The sequence below is a fragment of the Asticcacaulis excentricus CB 48 genome (genome assembly GCF_000175215.2).
GTDB lineage: Bacteria > Pseudomonadota > Alphaproteobacteria > Caulobacterales > Caulobacteraceae > Asticcacaulis > Asticcacaulis excentricus.
Genome location: NC_014816.1, coordinates 1,952,661 through 1,974,451, shown reverse-complemented (window position 1 = coordinate 1,974,451; position 21,791 = coordinate 1,952,661). Strand labels below are relative to the sequence as shown.

Genomic DNA, 21,791 nt, shown 5'->3' with positions numbered 1-21,791 from the left:
GCGTCGCTGCACACAGGGTTATGCACAGGGGCTGTTAATCTTTGTGCATCGCTTGAGTTCAGGATTTGTAAAGGCTTTGGCAAGGCTTTATTCAGCTTGTTTGCAGAAGTGTTAACAGGTTCCCCTTCTGTTCTATCCCCTTGTCCCCGTTCGATAAATTCTGTGTCGAAAGGCATAAAGTGTCAGTCAGAGTCATTGCGTCCCACTTCATCCCATGTTAACCCTAATTCGGGTCGGCGAAGCAGGGCTTTTCGTTGGGCTGTGGGCATTAATTATTCGGAATGAGGGAGCGGGCACTGGCCCGGACGCGCAGGGGTGTTTCTCTCCACGCACGAGAAGCAACTGGATGCGAAGCGGAGGCTGCTGGTCCCGCAGGACTTCCGTGCGGCTGCGATGGTGCCCTTTGACGGTATGGATGGCTTTGATGGCCTCTACGCGTTTGCCCTGAGATCGCTCGGCTGTGTCGAATGCGGGGGGCCGCAATTTTTCAGCCATTACAAGAAGATTGTAGATGCGCAGCCCTTCGGTTCAGCGCCGCGCCGCATTCTTGAGGCGCGCATCTTCGGTGATATGGCGAAGCTCAATTTCGACTCGGCTGGACGCATGACCCTGCCGGATGCTCTGTGCGAGCAGTTCGGGCTGAAAGACGCTGTGCTGCTGGTCGGCCTTTATGACCGTTTTCAGATCTGGAGCCCCGAGGCCTACGCCGCGCATCTGGCGACGCAGGAGGCCGAGCTATCTGGCGTGTTGACGGAGTTGGGCTTATGAGCGAGGCGCCGCACATCTCCGTCCTGCTGAATGAGGTGATCGCCGCCGTCGCACCTGAGTCGGGCCGCTTGGTGGTCGATGGTACCTTTGGGGCTGGCGGCTACACGCGTGCCTTCCTGTCGCGTGGGGCGGAAGTCATCGCCTTTGACCGTGACGCGCGCGTTCAGCCATTTGTTGAGGCGGTGCGTGGCGATTTTGGTGACCGCTTCCGCTTCGTCAATCGTCCCTTTTCGGAAATGGCCGCAGGGCTGGCGGAGCTGGGCGTTGATCGGGTCGATGCCATTGTGCTCGATATCGGTGTCTCCTCAATGCAACTCGATGAGGCCGATCGCGGTTTCTCCTTCATGCGCGACGGGCCGCTTGATATGCGTATGGCCGTTGATGGCCTGAGCGCGGCGGATATCGTCAATGAATGGGCGGAAGCCGACATTGCCCATATTATCTGGCTTTATGGTGAGGAGCACAGATCGCGTGCTATTGCTGCCGCCATCGTCAAGCGGCGCAAGGAGGCCCCGTTTGAGCGCACCCTCGATCTGGCCGCTGTGGTCGAAAAGGCCGTCGGTGGGCGTCGCGGCGACAAGGTGCATCCGGCAACCAAAACGTTTCAGGCGCTACGCATTGCCGTCAATGACGAGCTGGGTGAGCTCGAAAGCGCACTCGAGGCGTCTGAGCGCCTTTTGAAGCCCGAAGGTGTGCTGGCCGTCGTCACCTTCCACTCGCTCGAAGACCGCATGGTCAAGTCGTTCCTGGCCGAGCGCGCCGGACGCACGCCGTCGGGCTCGCGCCACGCACCGCAAATCCAGACCGGGCCCGCGCCGACCTATCGCCTCGATTCGACCAGAGCAATTGCTCCGTCCGAGGCCGAGTTAAGCGGCAATCCGCGCGCCCGTTCGGCCAAGCTGCGCGCCGCCCGCCGTACTGGTCACCCGCCTTTTGATGTCGCCCCTAGCGCGTCCCCCTCCCGGAGAGCCGTCAGATGAAAGCCCTGATGAGTCTGTTCGACCGTCGTATCCGTGGTGTCCGCCTGATTGAAGCCATAGGGCTTCTGCTGGCCCTGATCATGATCTTTTGGGTCTGTCTGTCCAAGGTCAAGGAAGGGCAGGAGGTGGCCCGCCTCAACGCACTCAACGCCCAAATTGCTGAGGAACAGGCGGCGATCAAGGCGCTTAAGGTCAAGGTGGCCAATCTGGAGCAGCCGGCTCGTATTGAGGCGCTGGCGCGGCAGTATTTGGGGATGGAGCCTTTGTCGCCCAAGCGTGAGGCGGGTCTCGACAATCTGGTGGAAATCTCGCGCTCGGTCGCGCGTCCGGAAATCCATGCGGCCCCGCCGGTGACCGCCGTCACCGCCAAGCCCCCGGCCATGACCGAAGAGGAAAGCGCGCCCATCGCTGCACCGGTGCCGGCCACGCCCGTGATCGGGGAGGCGACGCGATGAGATACGGACACCGCCTATCGTTTATTGACTCGACCGCCTCCGGCTTTCAGTGGGTGGCCGACAGAATGTGGAAAGTCGAGCACGCGTTTGAACGCGCCAATGCGGTCGCCTCGGACCGGCTGGCCAGTGCGCGCATGCGTATCTTCTTCATTCTGGTGGCGATGGGCGTCATTTATTTGGTGCTGTCGGGGTTTGCGGTAAAGGCGGCCCTGTCGGGTGGCCATGACGGCGTGGACTACAGCCTGCCCGCCGATGCGCGCGCTGACATTGTTGACCGCAATGGCGCGCTGCTGGCCACCGATGTCTTCAACTACGACCTGTTCCTCGATCCGGCCGACGTCATGGCGGCTGACCGCCCGCTGGTGAAGCGCGCCCTGATCCAGCTTCTGCCAGATGTGCCGCGTGATCAGCTTGATTCGGCCCTGTCGGGGGACAAGCGTCTGATGGTCATGCCATGGCTGAGCGCAGCGGACAAGGCGCGCATCCTCAGCTATGGCCTTCCCGGTGTGGGGTTTGAACCGCGGCGCCTGCGCGGCTATCCCCTCGGCACGGCCGGGGCATTCTACATCGGCATGACGGAAAAGGCCGGTAAAGGTCTCGCCGGGGCTGAACGCGCCTTTCAGGATCAGATCGCCCGTTCCAACACGCCTTTCCCGCTGGCTATGGACCTGAGGGTGCAGGGGGCGCTGGAAAACGAGGTGCGAAATGTAGCTATCGCCCAAAGCGCCAAGGGGGCCATCGGCCTGGTTACCAATGTACGTACGGGGGAGGTCATCGCCATGTCGAGCTGGCCGGAATTCGACCCCAATCAGGCCGGCCGTTTTCCGGACAACAATAAGCTGAACCGCGTCACCAATTCAGTGTTCGAGGTGGGCTCGGTGTTCAAGGTGCTGTCGGTGGCCATCGGACTGGAATCGGGGACGGCCTCGCTCAACACAACCTATGACGCGCGTACCCCCTATCAGCTGGGCAAGCGCAAGATTTCCGACTACCACGCCGAAAACCGCATTATGACGCTGGAAGACGTCTTCCTTGTCTCGTCGAACATCGGCACCACCCTGATGGCCGAAAGCGTCGGCATCGACACTATGACCAAATTCTATAACGCGCTTGGCCTGTTTCGCGCCGCCGATATCGAGCTGGCTGAAACGGCGTCGCCGCTGCTGCCCAAAAAGTGGTCGAAGGATTCGCTGGCCTCGTCCTCCTTCGGGCACGGAATGTCGATTTCGCCACTGTCCTATGCTCAGGCCGCCGCGGCGACCATGAATGGCGGCTATCTGCGGCCTCTGACGCTGCGCAAATACGATCCGTCACAGCCCCTGAAAGGCGAGCGCGTCTTTTCGGCCAATACCTCGCGTCAGATGCTGGACCTGATGCGCGTCAACGTCCTTAAAGGCACGGGGGGAAAGGCTAACGTGCCGGGCCTGCGCGTCGGCGGCAAAACCGGCTCAGCAGAAAAGGTCATTGGTGGACGCTATGACCGCACCAAGCTGTTGTCGTCCTTCGTCGCCGTCTTCCCCACCGACGGTAATGTCGAGGATGACCGCTACATGGTCATGATTATGGTCGATGAGCCGACGGGCAACAAGGATACGTTCGGTCTGCGCACTGGCGGCTGGGTGGCCGCGCCGGTGGCCGGTCGCGTTATCGACCGCATCGCGCCCTTCCTGAATGTGACGCGCAAGGATGACAAGTTCGCCGACTCGGAGTGGGTTAAGGCGCAGGTGATGACGGAAGAACAGACGGGCGGAGCGTCAGTGACGGAAGCGGCCGCCCCGGCGGCGGCAGGACATTAAAAGTAAGCGTATGAACAAGGGAACTGAACCATGAGCGGGCTTCGCCTGTCGGACATATTGAGGCGCGATCTGGACGTGGATCCGGTCGTGACTGGCGTGACAGCCGACAGCCGCAAGGTCGGACCGGGGACGTTGTTCTGTGCGCTGCCGGGGACGGCGCGGGACGGCCGTGAGTTTATCCCACAGGCGCTGTCGCAGGGCGCAGCGGCCGTACTGGCCCCCGAAGATACGCTCGCGACCGCATCCAACATCCTAACCACCTACGATGTGCGCCGCGCCTATGCCCTGGCAGCCAAGGCCTTTTACGGCGCACAGCCGAAGACTTGCGTTGCCATCACCGGCACAAATGGCAAGACCTCGGTCGCCACCTTTTGCCGACAGATGTTTGCCCATATGGGCTACCATTCGGCCAGCGTTGGGACGCTGGGCATCGTTACCCAGAACGGCGCGGCAGAGCACGCCATCACGCCACCGGGCCTGACCACGCCGGACGCCGCCGATATTGCTGAGCATCTGGCGTCACTGGCGCGCGACGGCGTCACGCATCTGGCGCTTGAAGCTTCCTCGCACGGCATTGATCAGCGTCGCCTTGATGGTGTCACCCTGACGGCGGCTGGCTTCACCAACCTGACACAGGACCATCTTGATTATCACGCCACGATGGAGGCCTACCGCGCAGCCAAGCTGCGCCTTTTCGAGCAACTTCTACCGCGCGGCCGCGTGGCGGTACTCAATGCTGATTCCGACGCCTATAACGCCTTTGCCGCCTCGGCCATCACTGCTGGAGCCTCACTGCTCAGTGTAGGGGAGCGCGGGCAGCACCTGACATTGACCCACCGTGACCTGACGGTGGACGGGCAGATCCTGTACCTTGAGCATCAGGGCCGCAAGTTTGAGGTTAAGCTGAAACTGGCTGGCCTGTTTCAGGCGTCGAACGCGCTAGTGGCGGCTGGCCTGTGTCTTGCCGCTGGTCAGAAGGCCGAGCCAGTACTGGAGGCCCTGACGCACCTGACCGGGGCGCGCGGGCGCCTCGAGCGTGTCGGTTCGACCGGTAATGGCGCGGAAATCTATGTCGATTACGCCCATACTCCGGACGGTTTGGAGACGGTGCTGAAGGCTCTGCGCCCGCATACACAGGGCCGTCTGGTCTGCGTCTTCGGTTGCGGCGGAGACCGCGATCGCGGCAAGCGTCCCCAGATGGGTGCGATTGCCGAGCGTCTCGCCGACCGCGTCATCGTCACCGACGACAATCCGCGCTCCGAGGAACCGGCGTCCATCCGCGCCGAGATCATGGCTGGCCTGGCCGGAACCCAGTCCTCCAATGTGCTTGAGATCGGGGACCGTCGTCAGGCCATTTTCGAAGCCGTGGCCAGCCTGAAAACCGGCGATGTGCTGGTCGTGGCAGGAAAGGGGCACGAACAGGGACAAATCGTTGCCGGAAAGGTCTTGCCTTTCGACGACGCCGGTGTAGTGCTCGAAGCCTTGAACGCATAAACCCCCTCTCCCTCAAGGGAGGGGGAGGAGTAAAAATGACACCTCTCTGGACCGGAACCGAACTGCTCAAGGCCACAGGCGGCACCTTCGCGGGTCTGAGCGGCGATGCCAGCGCTCTTCACGCCACCGGCATTACCTTTGACAGCCGTCAGGTGCAGCCGGGCGATATCTTTCTGGCCTTGTCCGGCGTGCGCGATGGGCACGACTTCGTGGGGCAGGCCTTTGCGCAGGGTGCGGTGTGCGCCCTCACGCGCAAGCCAGTCGACGGCGGGCCCTGTCTGATGGTGCCGGACGTGCTTAAGGCGCTGGAGAAGCTTGGGGCCTACGCCCGCGACCGCGCTCCGGCCATGAGAGGTGCTGTGACCGGAAGCGTCGGTAAGACCTCGGTGACGCAGATGGTAATGGCGGCGCTGAGCCGCGCCGGACGCGCCCATTCCGCGGTCAAAAGCTTCAATAACCACATCGGCGTGCCGCTGACCCTGGCGCGCATGCCGGCGGATACCGAACGCGCCGTGTTCGAAATTGGCATGAACCATGCCAATGAGATCACGCCCCTGTCCGAGCTGGTCGAACCCGACGCAGTGATCATCACCACAGTGGGTGCCGTGCATACCGAAAACTTCCCCGATGGCGAAGAAGGGGTGATGAAGGCCAAGGCCGAGATTTTCGACGGCCTCAAATACGGCGGGCTGGCGATTCTGAATGCGGACAACCACTGGTTTGCTGAACTGAACGAACGGGCCAGCGAAATGGGCGCCAAAGTGCAGTGCTTTGGCGAGGCGGAGGGCGCAGATGCGTGCCTTATCAGCCATGAGGTGGTCGATGGCCGCGCTCAGGTCTGCGCCACTCTGCACGGGCGCGATATCGCCTTTACGCTGGCCCACACGGGCAAGCATCAGGCGCTCAACGCCCTCTCGGTGCTGCTGATGTGCGAGGCGCTGAAGGTCGATACGGCGACGACGCTCGCTGCCCTGTCGGCCTTTGAGGCGCTGGATGGCCGTGGGGCCGAGCACCAGATCGCGGTGGCGGGCGGTCATGTGACGCTCATCGACGAAAGCTATAACGCCAACCCGATCTCGATGGTCGCGACGCTTAACGCCCTGGCCGCGCGTCGGTTGGTGACCGGCGGGCGGCGTATCGCGGTGATGACCGACATGCTGGAACTGGGCCCCGATGAGTTAAAACGTCACGCGGCTCTTGCCCCGGCCCTGACGGCGGCGGGTGTCGATCAAGTCTTTGTCGCCGGGCCCCTGATGCGTGCCCTCTGGGACGTCTTGCCTGAGGCGCTCCGCGGGGCCTACGCGGCCACGGCTGCGGAACTGCTGGAACCACTGAAAACAGCCTTGCGTCCGAACGACATTGTTATGATAAAGGGCTCCAACGGATCGAAGGCGGGCCTTATTGCCAAGAGCCTTCTGATTTAGGGACACTGTATGTTTTATTTTCTGTACGAGCATTTCGCGGCGCTCGACCACTGGCCGCTGCTCAACCTACTGAAATATCAGACCGTGCGCGTTGGTCTGGCCATCATCACCTCATATCTGGTGGCGGTAGGTCTGGGCTCGCGCTTTATCCGCTGGATGCGCGCCAAGCAGGGCAAGGGGCAGCCGATCCGCGAAGACGGCCCGCAATCGCACCTTCTGACCAAGAAGGGCACGCCGACCATGGGCGGCCTGATGATTCTGGCCGGGATTCTGGTGGCGACGCTTTTATGGGCCGATCTGCGCAGCGTCACCGTGTGGGTCGTGCTTGGCGTGACCATGATCTATGGTCTGCTGGGCTTTATGGACGACTACGCCAAGGTGACCAAGCAGACCTCGGCAGGTCTGTCGGGGTCGCAGAAGCTGATTGCGCAATTCATCGTAGCGGGGATTGCGGCGGCACTTCTGGTCTATTTCGGGCCCCAGTCGCCGACTTCGTCCGGGCTTTCGACCTCTCTGGCGGTGCCGATCTTCAAGAACGTGCTGTTCAATCTCGGCTTTTTCTACATTGTCTTTGCCGCGGTGGTCATCGTAGGGGCATCGAACGCCGTTAACCTGACCGACGGGCTGGATGGACTGGCCATCGTGCCTGTGATGATTGCGGCAGGGACGTTCGGCATCATTTCCTACGCCGTTGGCAACTACGTCTTTGCCAACTATCTCAATGTCCACTTCGTACCGGGATCGGGTGAGGTGGCGGTGTTCCTAGCGGCGGTCATCGGGGGCGGCATGGGCTTCCTCTGGTACAACGCCCCGCCCGCCAAGATATTCATGGGCGACACCGGTTCGCTGGCTCTGGGGGGCGGCCTGGGTATGACGGCGGTGGCTATCAAGCACGAGATCGTCCTGGCCATTGTCGGCGGCCTGTTTGTGGTCGAAGCCCTTTCGGTGATGATCCAGATCGGCTATTTCAAGCTGACCGGCAAGCGGGTTTTCCTGATGGCGCCGATCCACCACCATTTCGAAAAGAAGGGCTGGGCGGAATCGACGGTCGTCATCCGTTTCTGGATCGTGGCCGGTATTTTGGCCATGGTCGGTCTGGCCACATTGAAGCTGAGATAAAGTGGAGCCACCCCACCCCCATTGACTTTGCCAATGGTCCCCTTCCTCGGCAGCGGGGAGGTGTAAACTATACCGATACCTGCCTGCAAAAGGTGCGCGGAGGGGGACCGCACGATGGGCGAAGCCCTGAGATGTGGTGGTGGGGTGCGTTTCAAGAGTTATGGAGAGACCCCTTTGATCCCGGTAAAAAGCTTCGCTGGCAAGCGTGTCGCCATCTTCGGTCTGGGCCGGTCCGGCCTCTCGGCGGCGCGTGCGCTGAAGGCTGGCGGGGCCGAGCCACTTCTGTGGGACGACAAGCCGCAGTCGATGCTGAGCGCCTCAAAGGAAGGCTTCACAATCGAAAACCTCAAGGTCGCCGACTGGTCGGAAATCGACGCGCTGATGCTGTCGCCTGGCGTGCCGCTGACGCATCCGGAGCCGCACTGGACCGTGAAGGCGGCGCAGGAAGCCAATGTCCCGGTCATCGGTGATATTGAACTCTTTGCCCGCACCTTGAACGCCCTGCCGGAAAAGCAGCGCCCGAAGACCGTGGCCATCACCGGAACCAATGGTAAATCGACGACGACAGCCCTGATCGGCCATATCCTCAAGGCTGCTGGGCGCGACGCCCATATCGGCGGCAACATCGGCATCGGCGTGCTCGATCTGCCGGAAATGCATGCCGGGACGATCTACGTCATCGAAACCTCCTCCTATCAGCTCGACCTGACCCAGACCTTCCGTCCGGACGTGGCGGTGCTGATGAACTTCTCGCCTGACCACCTCGACCGACATGGCGATATGGACGGCTATATCAAGGCCAAGAAGCGCATCTTCCTGAACCAAACCGCGCATGAGACGGCGGTGATCGGCACGGACGATGAGTGGTCGCAGGCCGTGGTGACCGAGATGACCGCGCACCATTCGGTCAATCTCATCCCCATTTCGTCGCGGCGCACCCTTGGGCGCGGCGTCTACGCGCTGAACGGTGTCATATATGATGCCACGACCGACCGCGCGCGTCAGATCATCGACCTCAAAACCGTCCGCACCCTGACGGGGCGCCACAACTGGCAAAACGCCTGTGCCGCCTATTCGGCGTGCCGGGCGCTGGGCCTGACGGTTGAAGTGATCGTGGCGGGGATTCGGTCCTTCCCTGGCCTCGACCACCGGATGCAAGAGATCGGGCGCATTAAAAATGTACGCTTCATCAACGACTCCAAGGCCACAAATGCTGATGCGGCGCGTCAGGCCATGTCGAGTTATGACAGCTTTTACTGGATCGCGGGCGGCCGCGCTAAGGCTGGCGGCATTGAGGAGCTGAAAGACCTGTTCCCTCGCGTTAAGCACGCCTATCTGATCGGGGAGGCGGCCGAGCTGTTCGAAAAGACTATCGGCACTGCGGCCACTTGCACGCAGTCGCGTCTGCTGTTCACCGCAGTGGCGCAGGCCTTTGCGGCGGCCGAAAAGTCGGGCAAGGAAGAGGTGGTGCTGTTGTCACCGGCCTGCGCCTCTCAGGACCAGTTCACCGACTTCGAAGCCCGCGGCGATGCGTTCAAAGAGGCCGTGGCTGACATCCAGCGCAGCCTGGCCTCAGCCTAGACAGCGCCTTCCTCTGAGATCGGGGGAAGCGCTTGGGGTCAAAACCCTCTGCAAAGTCAACACCCGACCGTCGCCGTGCGCCTTTGAGTATGCCCGGCGTAAGGAAACCGTCGGTCCTATACTAGGTTTGTCTGCGCAAACCTTTGGGTGGCCTCTGAAAATTCCGCTTTCAACCGCGCAACCAATTCAGAGGTGGGAAGGATATCGCGCACATTGCCCGTGCCTTGCCCCGCCGACCACAGCGTCTTCCACGCCTTGGCCTCATCGCTCATCTCATGGTCCATGTCCATCTTGGTGGTCATGTCCTTCAGCATGTCCTTGGTGATGCCGTGGCTTTCTAGCGACGGCAGCAGGAAGGAGGCGGGGACCCCCGAAATGGCCGGCGTGTACACGATGTCCTTGGCCGAGGACTGCGTCAGCATGGTCTTGTAGCCATCACTGGCCATGGCTTCGCGCGTGGCGATAAAGCGTGTGCCCATATAGCCGAGGTCGGCCCCCATCATCAACGCGGCAGCCACGTCCGAGCCGCGCGACAAACATCCCGACAGGATGAGGGTGCCTGTGTACCATTGACGGATTTCGCCCAGAAGTGCGAAGGGGTTGTAGGTGCCCGCGTGACCTCCCGCCCCATTGCAGACAAGGATCAGCCCATCCACCCCGGCTTCGGCCGCCTTTTGCGCGTGGCGCACAGTTGTGATGTCGTGAAACACCACGCCGCCATAGGAATGCACAGCATCGACCACATCGCGCACCGCCCCTAGCGAGGTGATGACCAGCGGCACTTTCTTTTCGACCGTGACCATCATATCGGCCATCAGTCTTGAATTGGTCGGGTGGACGATCATATTGACGCCGAAGCGGGCGTCCTCAGGCGTCAGCGCCCCTTGAATTTCATCGATCCATTGCGCATAGCCTTCGGTGGTCCGCTGATTGAGCGCGGGGAAGGTGCCGATCATGCCGCTTTGGCACGTGGCAATGACCAGTTCCGGCCCCGAGACCAGGAACATCGGCGCGGCAATGGCGGGGAAGCTGAGGCCCGCTTTCAGGGTGTCCGGAATGGCCATGGTCGTTTCTTGCCCTTAAGTAAACTATTGTATTCGCTTAATTATTATCCTAATCGGATAAAAAGGAAAGGTCGTTCATGGCGCACTATACTGATAATCTGACGCAACTGGGCCAGCAGTTGGGCGCGCCGACCGACCCGGATAGCGCCGTTTTGGAGCGCGTGCCCAATCCGCACGCAGATATTGACTATGTGGCGCGCTTTACCGCTCCGGAATTCACGTCTCTGTGTCCCGTGACGGGACAGCCCGATTTCGCACACCTGGTCATCGACTACGTACCGGGGGAGTGGCTGGTCGAGTCAAAATCGCTGAAACTGTTTCTTACGGCCTTCCGCAATCACGGGGCGTTCCACGAAGACTGCACCATCTATATCGCCAAGCGCCTGCGTGACCTCCTGGCCCCGCGCTGGTTGCGCATCGGTGGCTTCTGGTATCCGCGCGGCGGCATCCCCATCGACGTCTTCTGGCAAACGACTGAACCGCCCAAGGGCGTACTGATCCCTGACTTTGGCGTGGCGACCTATCGCGGCCGAGGGTGACGCGCTTTTTCACATCCCTGCGGGCGGGGAAGTGTACGACAGTCACGACGTGTCTTTGCGGTTTTTCGCATTAGGCGTCTCAAATTGCCGGGCCATGTCCTGTCTGAGGCTTTCGGGGTCGCAGGGGCGGGAGCGTCTTTCGTTGCCGCCCCCTCTTGCTCCATACCGGCCCCTGCGTTTTTGATTGCTTTGGCTTCGGTGGCGTCGTAGCGGGCATAAAGACGCCTGATCAAGAGACCTCGACGGATGCCCTCTTTGATCTCTTCACCGGGTTTGGGGTCTTCCTCGCGGCTGAGCGCGAGCAACTTCCGGTCGGCTATGGCGCGCAGATGCCCGCGCCGGGTTTCCGGTGTCAGAGCCCGGGGGATGTTTGTCGTTGTGTCCTGCGTCCGAGAATAGACAGCCGTCAAAAAGCGGGGATAGATTTTGTTCCTCCTCTCGCGCCAACGCGGAGAGCGGGCTATGCTTCTGCCTTCACCCATGTAGATAAGTCCAAGGGGGAAGGGCTGATGTGGAATCGCTGGTGGGTGAGAATACCGGTAGCCTTGGTATTCGGAGTGATAGCGCTGGTTGCAGGCAGCTGGCTAAATGTTGTGCTGACTGTCGTTGTGCCCCTGCTTGGTGAGGCGGGCGAACTGGATTTTGCCGGATCAGCATTTGTGCATGTAGGGGGGATGGAAACGCTTTATTTCGTCGTCCCGACGCTGATCTTTGCCGAGTTTTATGGGCTTAGTCGCAAGCGGCGTATGTGGACGACGGCATATATTTTGTTCTTCACGGTTTTCTCGGCCGTCCTGACCTTCACGATGATGGCGTTGATGGCCTACGCGCCGGAACATCTCCTCGCAATGGCAGATGTCTGGCCTTTGATCGCTATAGGCCTTGCCGTTATTGCGGGGCGAGTGGCCCTAGAGCCGTATCTCCGATCTCGTCGTCAGGCACTAGGCACATCACACATCGAGACGTTTTGATATCATCGTCGATGGTCAGGTTCGTCTGGTCCCGTCTCTCATCACGGATCAGAAACGGATGCAGGGTCTGCGACCCTGTCCGCCAATTGCTATTTGAGCCACGGATGGGCGCGAATTCGCTCATAAAACCCCCTCCAGCCCTCGGCTTCGGGAAAGCGCACCTCGTAAGCACCCTTTTCGTCATTCGACAGTCGGCTAAACCACTGCCAAAAGCTGTTCAGGTACTCTTCGCCATATCCCATGCGCCAGCCCATGCGGCCGCGGCCTAGTTCCGGGTGTTTGTCCCATGGCGGTGTCATCACCCCTCCCAGAAGCTAACCCGTTCGGCATAGTCCGGGCGGTCGCGTTCCAGCGGTGCTTCGGACGGTGTGCCGAGATAGATGAAGCCGGCCACCTCTTCGCCGTCCTTGAGGCCCAAAAGCGACTTGGCCTCAGCGTCATAGGCGTACCAGTCGGTAATCCAGTTCGCGCCATAGCCCATAGCCCCCGCCGCGATCAGCAGGTTCTGACAGATGGCGAAGGCCGAGCCCATCTGCTCCCACAGAGGGATCTTGTGTGGCTGGACTGGCGAATAGACAACCAGCAGGGCTTCGGGAGGTGTCGAGAGTTTTAGGAGAGCGCCTGCCTGCGCCTTGTCATCGCGCGCCTCGGCCAGAGCCCGCAGATTATCGACCAGCCGCGCCTTTGACTCCGTCGTAAAGCGCACGATGCGCCAAGGGCCGATCTTGCCGTGGTCGGGGACGCGGAAGCCGATTTTCAGCAACACCTCCATCTCGTCTTCGGAGGGGGCAGGCAGTCCGAGCGTAGGGGCCGGGGCAGAGCGGCGCGTCAGCAACAATTCCAGTGTTTGCGCCGACACTTTCGCGGGCAGCGGCGTGCCAAAAGGGATGGGAGCGAGGTCCAGGTGGCGGATATCGGCTTTTTCGGTCATGGCGGTGTCCGGCGCAAAAAATCAGATTCAACGCATATAGGACATGCTATGGCGCTTGGACAGACGCAACCGGATGAATAGACATGACCACAGCCAGCCTGCCGCCCTGGGATTCCGAAGATCGCAATGCGAAGCGCGCCCGCTGGCAGCAGCGCAATGCCCGAGTCATCCATTCGTCGCCGTGGATCGAGGTCGAGTTGTCCGAACCGATCGCCCCGACTGGCTGCGTCGCGCAATATGGTATGGTGCGCTTCCGCAACCGGGCAATGGGCATGGTACCACTGCACGAGGACGGCACCGTCACGCTGGTGGGTCAGATGCGCTACGCCTTTGATGCCTGGAGCTGGGAAATCCCCGAAGGTGGCGTCCCGCATCACGAAGACCCTATGGAGGGCGCCCGGCGCGAACTGCGCGAAGAAACCGGCTTGGAGGCGGCCTCCCTTGTTGAAATCCTGCGCCTTGACCTCAGCAATTCAGTGTCCGACGAGGTAGGGATCATCTACCTGGCCACCGGTCTGACGCCGGGCGAAACCGAATGGGACGAGACGGAAAACCTTGAGATCGTGCGGGTTCCCTTCAAAGACGTACTCGAAGCTGTTATAAAAGGGCAGATACGCGACTCCTTAACCGTTGCGGCGGTACTTAGGGTGTACCATATGGCTGTCACAGGGGCGCTGGATGCGTCGCTGTCGGCTAAGATTTTGTGAGGCAAAGGGTGAAGCAGATGGCGCAACCGTTTGAGGTGATTACACCGCAGGACAAGCCGATCTGGCTGACTCTGCGTCAGGAAGCCTCTGACGTTGTGGCGTCCGAGCCGGGGCTGGCCTCGCTTCTGCATTCGACCATCCTGTCGCACGACGATCTGGCCTCGGCCTTGTCCTATCACATGGCGCGCAAGCTGGCCGACGACACCCTGCGCGGCATGACCGTGCGCGAGATGGTGCAGCGTTATCTTAAGGCCGACAGTGGCCTGGTCGAGGCGGCAGAGGCCGATCTTCAGGCCGTCTATGAGCGCGACCCGGCGGCCAAGGGCTATCTGCAGACCTTCATGTTCTTCAAAGGTTTCCTGAGCCTGCAAGTCTATCGCATCGCGCACCGTCTGTGGCAGGACGGGCGCTTTACCATGGCACACCTGCTACAAAGCCGCGTGTCAGAGCTGTTCCAAATCGACATTCACCCGGCGGCCAAGGTCGGCAAGGGCGTACTGATGGACCACGGCACCGGCATCGTTATCGGTGAAACGGCGGTGGTGGGCGATGAGGTGTCGATGCTGCACGGCGTGACGTTGGGCGGCACGGGCTCTGAACAGGGCGATCGCCACCCCAAGATCGGCCGCGGCGTGTTGCTGGGGGCCGGGGCTAAGGTCCTCGGCAATATCGAGATCGGTGAATTTGCCAAAATCGCTGCCGGTTCGGTGGTCTTAAAGCCCGTGCCGGCGCATTGCACGGCGGCAGGCGTTCCGGCGCGACTGGTCAATTGCCAGACCTGCCCTGATCCGGCCAGGTCCATGGACCAGACGTTGTCAGATGTGATCTACGACTACGTAATTTGATAGCAGAAATATGAGAGGTCGGGTCTTTACGGCGGAACCCCCTGAACGATCGCAAGTGCAGGCATATCGTCAGCGTGGGGCTTACACGGATGCCTATTATCTCGATCTTCCTATTGGCGTCACTTTGAACGATTACATTGAGGCGTTTTACACAACGCCGCTGTTCAAATGCGAACGCCTGGTGCTGGCCTTGCTGGTGGCTAAACCGTCGACTGACTCGCAGGCGAGGGCTTTGGCGTGTCGGGAGAGCCTGCGGTTTGCCGCGTGGACGGTTGAGGCCCGCGAGCCCGATCAGATACTGATGTGTGATTTTCTGTCCAAAACGCGTTCGTGGCTGAGTTGCCAGGCCCTACCCGGCGGTACACGGCTCTGGTTCGGCAGCGTTATTGTTCCTGAGCGCATATATCCTAATGGAAAGGTATGGTTGGGTTTCGGGTTCCATGCGCTTTTGGGTTTCCACAAAATCTATTCCAAAGCCCTTTTGAGCGCAGCGGGTCAGCGTCTAGGGTTGCGCGCCTAGCCATTTCGATGTTGACGCTTGCGCCTTGGTGTTTGCCTCTGGCGGCGTTCGCGGGTACACAGACACACACAATTTATCCCGGCCCCGATGAAATCGTGCTTTGATCGCATCGTTCAGGGACCAGCCATTCAAGAGAAAAAACATGACGCCTGCAGAAATCACCAAGGTGCAAGCCTACCTGACCCAGACCTTCGGCACCAAGGGCCTTGAGGTCCGCGCACGCAAGCAGAAGGACTCCGCCGAAGTCTATATCGGCGAAGACTTTGTCGGCGTCGTCTATGTCGACGAGGACGAAGAAGGCTCGTATATGTTCGAAATGGCCATACTCAAGGAAGACCTGTAATTTCCTTTAGTGGGTGAAGGGGCCCCTGAGGCGGCTCAGCAACCGCTCACGCTCGGTGCTCAATCCTTTATACTCGCGTTGCGCCTCATCGAGGGCTTCGATCTGACGGATCAGGCCTCCGGTGAGGCGTTCGCGTTCCGGGTGGGCCTCAATCGTCTCCAGCGGCGTCAGGTGGATGCCGATGGTAAACAGGACCGCGCCCGTCTGCGGCAGCTTACGTAGGGTCTGACGTTCAACGCGTACGTAGACGGCTTCGGCGCGGTCGCCGCTGCCGAAGCGCTGAGGCGGGGACAGGTGGGGATGATGCAAAGTGTCACTACCATACAGCGACCAGTTCCAACGGATCACCGGCTCGTCGGCTCGCAGATTGTCAAAGATGCGCTCGATAATCGTGGCGTTGCGCGTCCCCGTCTGAAAATCGGGCACGGGGCCATGCACCTCGTGCAGCGGCTTACCCAGCTTTTCCGCCAGCGACCAAGAGGAGGGGAAGCAAATGCAGCCTGCGGTAAGACGAAAGCCTTCGGGCGATTTTTGCAAGATTGCGAGGTCTTCGGCCACCAGCCGCGCCGCGGCGATCAGCGGCGCGTCAGACGGCGGGGCGGGGGTGTTCATCGTGGTTTCGATCAGACGCAGGGCTTCGGCTTGCGCGGCCTCAGAGCCCGGTTGCGCACCGAAGACGGCATCGCGGCCTTGGGTCAAAAGGCGTTCTTTTTCCGCCAGATAGAGGGGCAGACGCTCATCGCGCTCCAGCCACTCTGAGTCTCTCAGCGGGGCCAGACCGATACGAAACAGAGGCTGTGAACCATCAAAGGGCGTGTGCATGTCACTATCTTACACCTCCCAACTTGGCCGGTGGAGGTATAAATGTCGCTACGGCGCGACTGCGCAAGTTGTCATGATCTCAGCGCGCAGTTCTGGGATGCCGTGCCCCTTTTCCGATGAGGTCGCCAGCACCACCGGGTGCGCCGCCGGGCGTTTCCTGATCTGGGCCTGCGTCTTCTCGATGACGGCTTTCAACTCGTGTGGCTTGATCTTGTCTGCTTTGGTCAGGACGATCTGATAGGAAACGGCGGCGACGTCCAGCGCGTCCATAGGCTCATTATCGACGGCCTTAAGCCCGTGGCGCGCGTCGATCAGCAGATAGGCGCGTTTGAGGTTCGGGCGGCCGCGCAGATAGTCGCGTCCCAGATTCTGGAACTTCTTCACCTCGGCCTTCGAGGCTTTGGCCCAGCCATAGCCGGGCAGGTCGACCAACCGCAGCTTCTCATCCAGCACGAAGAAATTGACCTCGCGCGTGCGGCCCGGCTCGTTGGAGGCGCGCGCCAGGTGGTTTTGCCCGACCAGCGCATTGATCAGGCTCGATTTGCCGACATTGGAGCGCCCGGCGAAGGTCACTTCGGGCAGGTCGGCGGCGGGCAGTTGCTCGATCTTGGCAGCGCCCATCATGAAGGTCGCTGGGCGCGCAAACAGCACGCGGGCGGCTTCAAGCGTTTCGGCGGAATAGTCCGCCTCGACAGGAGTGTCAGCGGCGTGTGTCTCAGCGTTATTTTGCGTTTCATCGGTCATGTAGGTGCCTTAAAATATTATACCTCCCCAGTAAACTGGGGAGGTATAAAAGGGGACTGGTTCTCTCCGCCAAGGGCAGCGAGGTAAGTCGGATCGCCTTAGTCCTTTTTCGTCCCGCGGGTGCGCTTGGTTCCGCCCGCTGAGCTGCCTGTGGTTGTCGGCTTGCGCTTGCGGGCGGGGGTGCCTTGAGTCACTTCGCCTTCGTGGATGGCTTCCTCGGCCACCTCGATAACATGCGCCGCTTCGGATTTCGGCTTGGTTTTGGCGACCTTGCCCAACAGGGTGTCGATCGGGTTCTCGACGCCCATCTGACGCATCAGCATGTATTGCTGCGCCACGGTCAGAACGTTGTTCCAGATCCAGTAAATCAGCAGACCCGACGCAAACGGCGCCATGATGAACGTGAACATCACCGGCATGAAGGCGAAGATCTTGCGCTGCATGGGGTCCGGCATCGGCGGGTTCATGCTTTGCGATAGCCACATTGACGCGCCATAGAGCAGCGGAAGGATGCCAATGTGCAGCGAGGTGGCCATCAGCCCGCCGATGACCGGCAGGGCGGCCGGATCGTAGGGGAGCAGCCCGAACAGGTTGAACATCGTCGTCGGGTCCTTGTCCGACAGGTCCTGTATCCAGCCGAAGAAGGGCGCGTGGCGCATTTCGATGGTGACGAACAGCACCTTGTACAGGGCGTAGAAGACCGGCATCTGCACGAAGATCGGCAGACAGCCCGACATCGGATTGACCTTTTCCTTCTGGTAAAGGCCCATCATTTCAATCTGCATCTGCTGCGGATTGCCTTCGTGCTTTTTCTTCAGTTCCTCGACCTGGGGCTGAAGCATCTTCATCTTGGTCATCGACTCATAGGACTTATGCGCCAGCGGGAAGAAGATGAGCTTGACGAGGACGGTGAGGCCCAGAATGGCCAGGCCGAAATTGCCAACATATTTGAACAGGAAGTCCAGTACGAAGAACATTGGGCGGGTGAAAAACCAGAACATGCCCCAGTCGATGGCCTTGTCGAAGGCGGGCAGCTTCAGCTTGTCCTGATAGGCGGCCAGAAGAGAGGCCTGCTTGGCACCGGCAAATATGTGATAGGTGACGCTCACCGGCTTGCCCGGCTGCACCGTCACGGCGTCTGCGACATAGCCTGCCTGATAGAGGAAGTTGAAGTCTTTTTCATTAGCGGTCGTCTGGTCTGTCGCCTTCATCGAGGCGTGAATCTTCGCCTTTTGATCCGGAATGACGGCGGCCAGCCAGTATTTGTCGGTCAGGCCCATCCAGCCGCCGGTCGAGTCGGCCTTGAAATTGGCTTTCTTCTCGTCCTTTTCCCAGTTGTGGAACTTGAATTCCGGCGTTGTGTAGCCCTTGCCCGTGGCGTCCTTAGAAAAGGCGCCAATGCCGCCTTCATGCAGGATCATGTTCTTACCGAGCGTCTCTGGCGCGCCCTGACGCACCACATTGGCATAGGGGGCCAGCGTCACCGCCGCACCTGTGGTGTTGACCACGGTATCGGTGACGGTAATCATGTACTTGTCATCAAGGCTCAGGCGGCGTTCAAAGCGCAGGCCCGTACCCGCATCATAGCCCAGCACCACATCCTTGCCCGGCGACAGTACGCTGCCCGAAACTACAGTCCACACGCTGTTGCCCGACGGCAGACCGGGAACATTGGCCCCGACCCAGCCGGATTCGGCATAGTAGGCATGCTCGGCCCCTTGCGGGCGGAACAGCTCGACATTGGGGGAGTCAGCCTTCAGCGTCTCTTTATACTGCTTAAGGAACAGGTCGTCGATGCGCGCTCCGGCCAGTGACAGAGAGCCCTTTAATGCCGGCGAGTCGATGGCGACCCGCGGCGTGGCGGCTACGGCCTGGTCGCGCGGCAGTTTGCCTTCGACAAACAGCGACTCTGGCGTGGCGACGGGGGACTTTGCGGCCTCGATCTTCTTCTGCGCCATAGCCGCGGCGCGTTCCTTCTCCATCTGGGGCCCGGCCACAAAGAACTGATAGCCGAACAGGATCGCCATGGAGAGGGCGAGGAAGATGAACATATTGCGATTGTCGTCGCGCTTCATGAGAGACTCTGAAGAGGGGTTAAACTTTGGGCGACAGCCTTATCAGGGCGCGTTTGACATCGTCAAGCAAACCTTGCCACGTGCAGGACTTGGTCGCGTCGCGGGCGATGAAGACATAGTCGTGGCCGGGGCGGCCGTGGTCGGGCAAAAGGGTGCGGGCCGCTTCGCGCATCCGGCGCTTGGCGCGGTTGCGCTCGACCGAACCGCCGGTCTTTTTGGTGGCGGTAAAGCCTATGCGGATGGTTTCGTCCCCGTCATTGCGAAAGCGGGCCTGAATGACCACAGTCGGGCGCGCCTGATACGCCGCCTTGTTGGCGGCCAGAAAATCGCTGCGGTTTTTCAGAACGGGAAAGGTCATTCACTCATCTTAATACTCCCCGCCAAAGGAAGGGGAGCACACAAAGGAAAAGGCCCTCGAATCGCTTCAAGGGCCTCTTCCTGTGTCGGTGGTCCGACTGCGGGTTAGGCAGTCAGGCGCTTGCGGCCCTTGGCACGGCGACGGGCGACGACTTTTTGGCCATTCTTGGTGGCCATGCGCGCGCGGAAGCCGTGGCGGCGCTTGCGGACGAGACGGCTCGGCTGGTAAGTGCGTTTCACGGTTGTAGCTCCGGGGTTTGGACACGATAACCCAGTGTGTGCGAGCCATCGTTGAAAGAAGAGGCGGCGTCACTAAACCGTGCGCACGGGCTTGTCAATGGCTTTGCGCCGGGATTCGCACCCCGACCGCAGAAACTTTATGAAACTGCGAGCGCGCACGGGGTGATTTTACACTGACCCTTCACGGATTTGTGTTAATATGTGTCTCTACGCCACCTTATCCGAGCGCAATGTCGAGCGATTTGAGCGAAACCTTAGCCGAAACCGGCCCGCACCGCGACGTGACGCCGGGGCGACGGTTCCGCGTCGCCAGGGCAGTGGCGCGTGAGGCCGAGGATGGGGCGGCGGCCAGCCCGCGTCCGCGCAAATGGCGTGACCAGAGCCTGCAAGCGTTTCTGGCCAAACGCTGGAAGGCGCTCAAGCCGCACCTGAAACGTAGCTGGAAAGATTTCCGTTCTTTTTTTAGCGGCCTGTCCGGGCATTTGCTGGCCTTGACGGCGGTGTTCGTGGCGGTGATGGTGGTGATCATCATGGTGCCAACCTTGGCCGCCTATCAGGAACGCTGGCTGATTGACCGCGTGCGTCAGGCCGAAATCGCCTCTCTGGCGCTTGATGCCTCTGCCGAAGGGGCAGTGTCGCGCGAATTGTCGAGCCAGTTGCTCAACAGCGTCGGGGCCTCGTATCTCGCCCTGCAAAGCGGCGGGGTGCAGTTTGTGCTGCGGGATCCGCGCAGTACGGTCGAACCCGATGTCATCGACATCCGTCACCAGACGCGCGGAATCAGCGACGACCTGACCTATTTGTGGGGGCCATGGAAGACCTTGTCTGGGCGCGAAGACCGACTGATCCGGACCGAGGCCGTGCCCAAGGTGCGCAAGGGCACCGACATTATCGAAATCGTCGTGCCGGCGGAGCCACTGAAACAGGAACTGCGCGAGCAACTGGGGTCGATCCTGCGCCTGTCGCTTCTGATTTCGTTGGTCGCCGGTGCCCTGATCTTTGCCGCCCTGTCCTTTTTCGTGGTGCGCCCAGTGCGGCAACTGACGCGCTCGATCGCGCGGTTCAAGGAAAACCCGGAAGACAGTGCCGCCGTGCCACAGCTGTCCGGTCGTCACGATGAGATCGGACAGATTGAGGAAGAACTGTTCAAGATGCAGCAGGAGGTCGGCCACGCGCTGCGTACACGCGCGCGACTGGCGGCGTTGGGACAGGCGGTGTCGAAGATCAGCCACGACCTCAGAAACATGCTAACCGCCGCGCAGATGGCGTCGGAGCGTCTGGCCTATTCCGGCGATCCAAATGTCACCAAGGCCTTGCCGCGCCTCGAGCGGGCGCTGGACCGCGCCCTGACCTTGGCGCAAAACGTGCTCAACTACGGCAAGACGGACGAAATTCCCCCGCGCATCCAGATTCTGCGCCTGAAAGACCTGTCTGAGGCCGCCGCCGAAGACGCGGGTCTGGCACTCAATGCGCGCACGCCAGACCGTGTGCGTTTCTCGCTGAAGGCCGAGCAGGGCTTTTTCTTTGAGGCCGATCCCGACCACGTCCACCGCCTGCTAGTCAATCTGATGCGCAATGCGCGCCAGGCGATTGAGAACCAGCCGAACCGCAAGACGGTCGGGCGCGTGACGCTGAGCGCGGTCAAGACGGCGGAAGAGGTGATTCTGGTCCTTTCCGACAACGGACCAGGTATCCCTGAGCGTGTGCGCGACAAGCTGTTTCAGCCGTTTTCGGCCTCGCTGACGCCCGGCGGGTCGGGGCTGGGGCTGGCCATTGCGCGCGAACTGGCCCAGACGCACGGCGGCGATGTTCGGTTGATCGACACCGGGCCGTCGGGCACGTCGTTTGAGGTCCGCATCCCGCAGAAGGGGTGAGGACCTGATGTCGGGCCCCTGTTAAAGGCTACCCAAAGGGTTTTAAACGACGGATAGACACGGATGACGAACGAGGTTCGTCTTCACGTATATCCGTGTCGGCGGCAAAGCCGCCATCCGTGTGCATCCGTGGTTTAGACTT

Annotated in this window: 23 protein-coding genes; 15 read left to right on the top strand and 8 right to left on the bottom strand. The window is 60.8% G+C overall.

Translation table 11 applies throughout. The features are described 5' to 3' along the window. Positions 1 to 315: 315 nt before the first annotated feature. From ASTEX_RS09180 to murD, 8 genes are all read left to right on the top strand, one after another. Complete coding sequence (locus tag ASTEX_RS09180) at positions 316 to 768, top strand: division/cell wall cluster transcriptional repressor MraZ (RefSeq protein WP_013479341.1); 453 nt, start codon at positions 316 to 318, stop codon at positions 766 to 768. Continuing rightward, complete coding sequence (rsmH, locus tag ASTEX_RS09175) at positions 765 to 1,748, top strand: 16S rRNA (cytosine(1402)-N(4))-methyltransferase RsmH (protein WP_013479340.1); 984 nt, start codon at positions 765 to 767, stop codon at positions 1,746 to 1,748. Before ASTEX_RS09180 ends, rsmH begins: the two co-directional genes overlap by 4 nt. Then, complete coding sequence (gene ftsL, locus ASTEX_RS09170) at positions 1,745 to 2,203, top strand: cell division protein FtsL (RefSeq protein WP_013479339.1); 459 nt, start codon at positions 1,745 to 1,747, stop codon at positions 2,201 to 2,203. Before rsmH ends, ftsL begins: the two co-directional genes overlap by 4 nt. After that, positions 2,200 to 3,999 (top strand): peptidoglycan D,D-transpeptidase FtsI family protein, encoded by a 1,800-nt coding sequence (locus tag ASTEX_RS09165; protein WP_013479338.1) that lies wholly within the window; start codon positions 2,200 to 2,202, stop codon positions 3,997 to 3,999. Before ftsL ends, ASTEX_RS09165 begins: the two co-directional genes overlap by 4 nt. Positions 4,000 to 4,029: 30 nt before the next feature. Continuing rightward, positions 4,030 to 5,493, top strand: a complete 1,464-nt coding sequence (locus ASTEX_RS09160) for a UDP-N-acetylmuramoyl-L-alanyl-D-glutamate--2,6-diaminopimelate ligase (protein WP_013479337.1) — start codon at positions 4,030 to 4,032, stop codon at positions 5,491 to 5,493. Between the two features lie 35 nt (positions 5,494 to 5,528). Next, entirely contained in the window at positions 5,529 to 6,917 is a 1,389-nt protein-coding gene (locus ASTEX_RS09155) for a UDP-N-acetylmuramoyl-tripeptide--D-alanyl-D-alanine ligase (RefSeq protein WP_013479336.1), read from the top strand. 9 nt (positions 6,918 to 6,926) lie between these two features. Further along, positions 6,927 to 8,036 carry a phospho-N-acetylmuramoyl-pentapeptide-transferase gene (gene mraY, locus ASTEX_RS09150; protein WP_013479335.1) on the top strand — a complete coding sequence of 370 codons (1,110 nt, stop codon included), beginning with the start codon at positions 6,927 to 6,929 and terminating at the stop codon, positions 8,034 to 8,036. A gap of 174 nt (positions 8,037 to 8,210) precedes the next feature. Continuing rightward, positions 8,211 to 9,617, top strand: coding sequence for a UDP-N-acetylmuramoyl-L-alanine--D-glutamate ligase (gene murD / locus ASTEX_RS09145; RefSeq protein WP_041659144.1), 1,407 nt, complete (start codon positions 8,211 to 8,213; stop codon positions 9,615 to 9,617). A 116-nt stretch (positions 9,618 to 9,733) separates the two neighbouring features. Here the strand turns inward: murD and ASTEX_RS09140 are convergent, their stop codons facing one another. Beyond that, on the bottom strand, positions 9,734 to 10,681 hold the full coding sequence (locus ASTEX_RS09140) for an NAD(P)H-dependent flavin oxidoreductase (RefSeq protein WP_013479333.1): 948 nt from the start codon (positions 10,679 to 10,681) through the stop codon (positions 9,734 to 9,736). Positions 10,682 to 10,758: 77 nt separating this feature from the next. On the opposite strand from ASTEX_RS09140, the gene queF reads away from it, so the two are divergent. Both queF and ASTEX_RS20505 read left to right on the top strand, forming a co-directional pair. Further along, positions 10,759 to 11,220: a preQ(1) synthase gene (gene queF, locus ASTEX_RS09135; RefSeq protein ID WP_013479332.1), complete on the top strand. Its 462-nt coding sequence runs from the start codon at positions 10,759 to 10,761 to the stop codon at positions 11,218 to 11,220. 155 nt (positions 11,221 to 11,375) lie between these two features. Beyond that, positions 11,376 to 12,191: a hypothetical protein gene (locus ASTEX_RS20505; RefSeq protein ID WP_041658611.1), complete on the top strand. Its 816-nt coding sequence runs from the start codon at positions 11,376 to 11,378 to the stop codon at positions 12,189 to 12,191. An 89-nt stretch (positions 12,192 to 12,280) separates the two neighbouring features. On the opposite strand, the gene ASTEX_RS09125 is transcribed toward ASTEX_RS20505, so the two are convergent. Then, entirely contained in the window at positions 12,281 to 12,490 is a 210-nt protein-coding gene (locus ASTEX_RS09125; protein WP_013479330.1) for a hypothetical protein, read from the bottom strand. Next, on the bottom strand, positions 12,490 to 13,122 hold the full coding sequence (locus tag ASTEX_RS09120; protein WP_013479329.1) for a nitroreductase family protein: 633 nt from the start codon (positions 13,120 to 13,122) through the stop codon (positions 12,490 to 12,492). The genes ASTEX_RS09125 and ASTEX_RS09120 overlap by 1 nt, the downstream gene beginning before the upstream one ends. Positions 13,123 to 13,205: 83 nt before the next feature. Here ASTEX_RS09120 and ASTEX_RS09115 point away from each other — a divergent pair, with 83 nt between their 5' ends. From ASTEX_RS09115 to ASTEX_RS09100, 4 genes are all read left to right on the top strand, one after another. Further along, on the top strand, positions 13,206 to 13,829 hold the full coding sequence (locus tag ASTEX_RS09115) for an NUDIX domain-containing protein (protein ID WP_013479328.1): 624 nt from the start codon (positions 13,206 to 13,208) through the stop codon (positions 13,827 to 13,829). Between the two features lie 17 nt (positions 13,830 to 13,846). Further along, the gene (gene cysE, locus ASTEX_RS09110; RefSeq protein ID WP_013479327.1) at positions 13,847 to 14,674 is read left to right on the top strand and encodes a serine O-acetyltransferase; all 828 of its coding nucleotides are present in this window, start codon (positions 13,847 to 13,849) and stop codon (positions 14,672 to 14,674) included. A gap of 55 nt (positions 14,675 to 14,729) precedes the next feature. Continuing rightward, positions 14,730 to 15,194 (top strand): hypothetical protein, encoded by a 465-nt coding sequence (locus tag ASTEX_RS09105; protein WP_245532491.1) that lies wholly within the window; start codon positions 14,730 to 14,732, stop codon positions 15,192 to 15,194. A gap of 142 nt (positions 15,195 to 15,336) precedes the next feature. Then, positions 15,337 to 15,537, top strand: a complete 201-nt coding sequence (locus ASTEX_RS09100) for a DUF3126 family protein (RefSeq protein WP_013479325.1) — start codon at positions 15,337 to 15,339, stop codon at positions 15,535 to 15,537. Between the two features lie 6 nt (positions 15,538 to 15,543). On the opposite strand, the gene ASTEX_RS09095 is transcribed toward ASTEX_RS09100, so the two are convergent. From ASTEX_RS09095 to rpmH, 5 genes are all read right to left on the bottom strand, one after another. Further along, positions 15,544 to 16,359, bottom strand: a complete 816-nt coding sequence (locus tag ASTEX_RS09095) for a heme-dependent oxidative N-demethylase family protein (protein ID WP_013479324.1) — start codon at positions 16,357 to 16,359, stop codon at positions 15,544 to 15,546. Between the two features lie 48 nt (positions 16,360 to 16,407). Then, a complete protein-coding gene (gene yihA, locus ASTEX_RS09090; protein WP_013479323.1) occupies positions 16,408 to 17,103 on the bottom strand; it encodes a ribosome biogenesis GTP-binding protein YihA/YsxC in 696 nt (231 codons plus the stop codon). Positions 17,104 to 17,201: 98 nt separating this feature from the next. After that, on the bottom strand, positions 17,202 to 19,178 hold the full coding sequence (gene yidC / locus ASTEX_RS09085; protein ID WP_013479322.1) for a membrane protein insertase YidC: 1,977 nt from the start codon (positions 19,176 to 19,178) through the stop codon (positions 17,202 to 17,204). A gap of 19 nt (positions 19,179 to 19,197) precedes the next feature. After that, positions 19,198 to 19,536: a ribonuclease P protein component gene (gene rnpA / locus ASTEX_RS09080; RefSeq protein ID WP_013479321.1), complete on the bottom strand. Its 339-nt coding sequence runs from the start codon at positions 19,534 to 19,536 to the stop codon at positions 19,198 to 19,200. A 104-nt stretch (positions 19,537 to 19,640) separates the two neighbouring features. Then, positions 19,641 to 19,775 (bottom strand): 50S ribosomal protein L34, encoded by a 135-nt coding sequence (gene rpmH, locus ASTEX_RS09075; protein WP_013479320.1) that lies wholly within the window; start codon positions 19,773 to 19,775, stop codon positions 19,641 to 19,643. Positions 19,776 to 20,017: 242 nt separating this feature from the next. On the opposite strand from rpmH, the gene ASTEX_RS09070 reads away from it, so the two are divergent. Then, positions 20,018 to 21,649 (top strand): sensor histidine kinase, encoded by a 1,632-nt coding sequence (locus ASTEX_RS09070; protein ID WP_245532490.1) that lies wholly within the window; start codon positions 20,018 to 20,020, stop codon positions 21,647 to 21,649. The last annotated feature ends 142 nt before the right edge of the window (positions 21,650 to 21,791 follow it).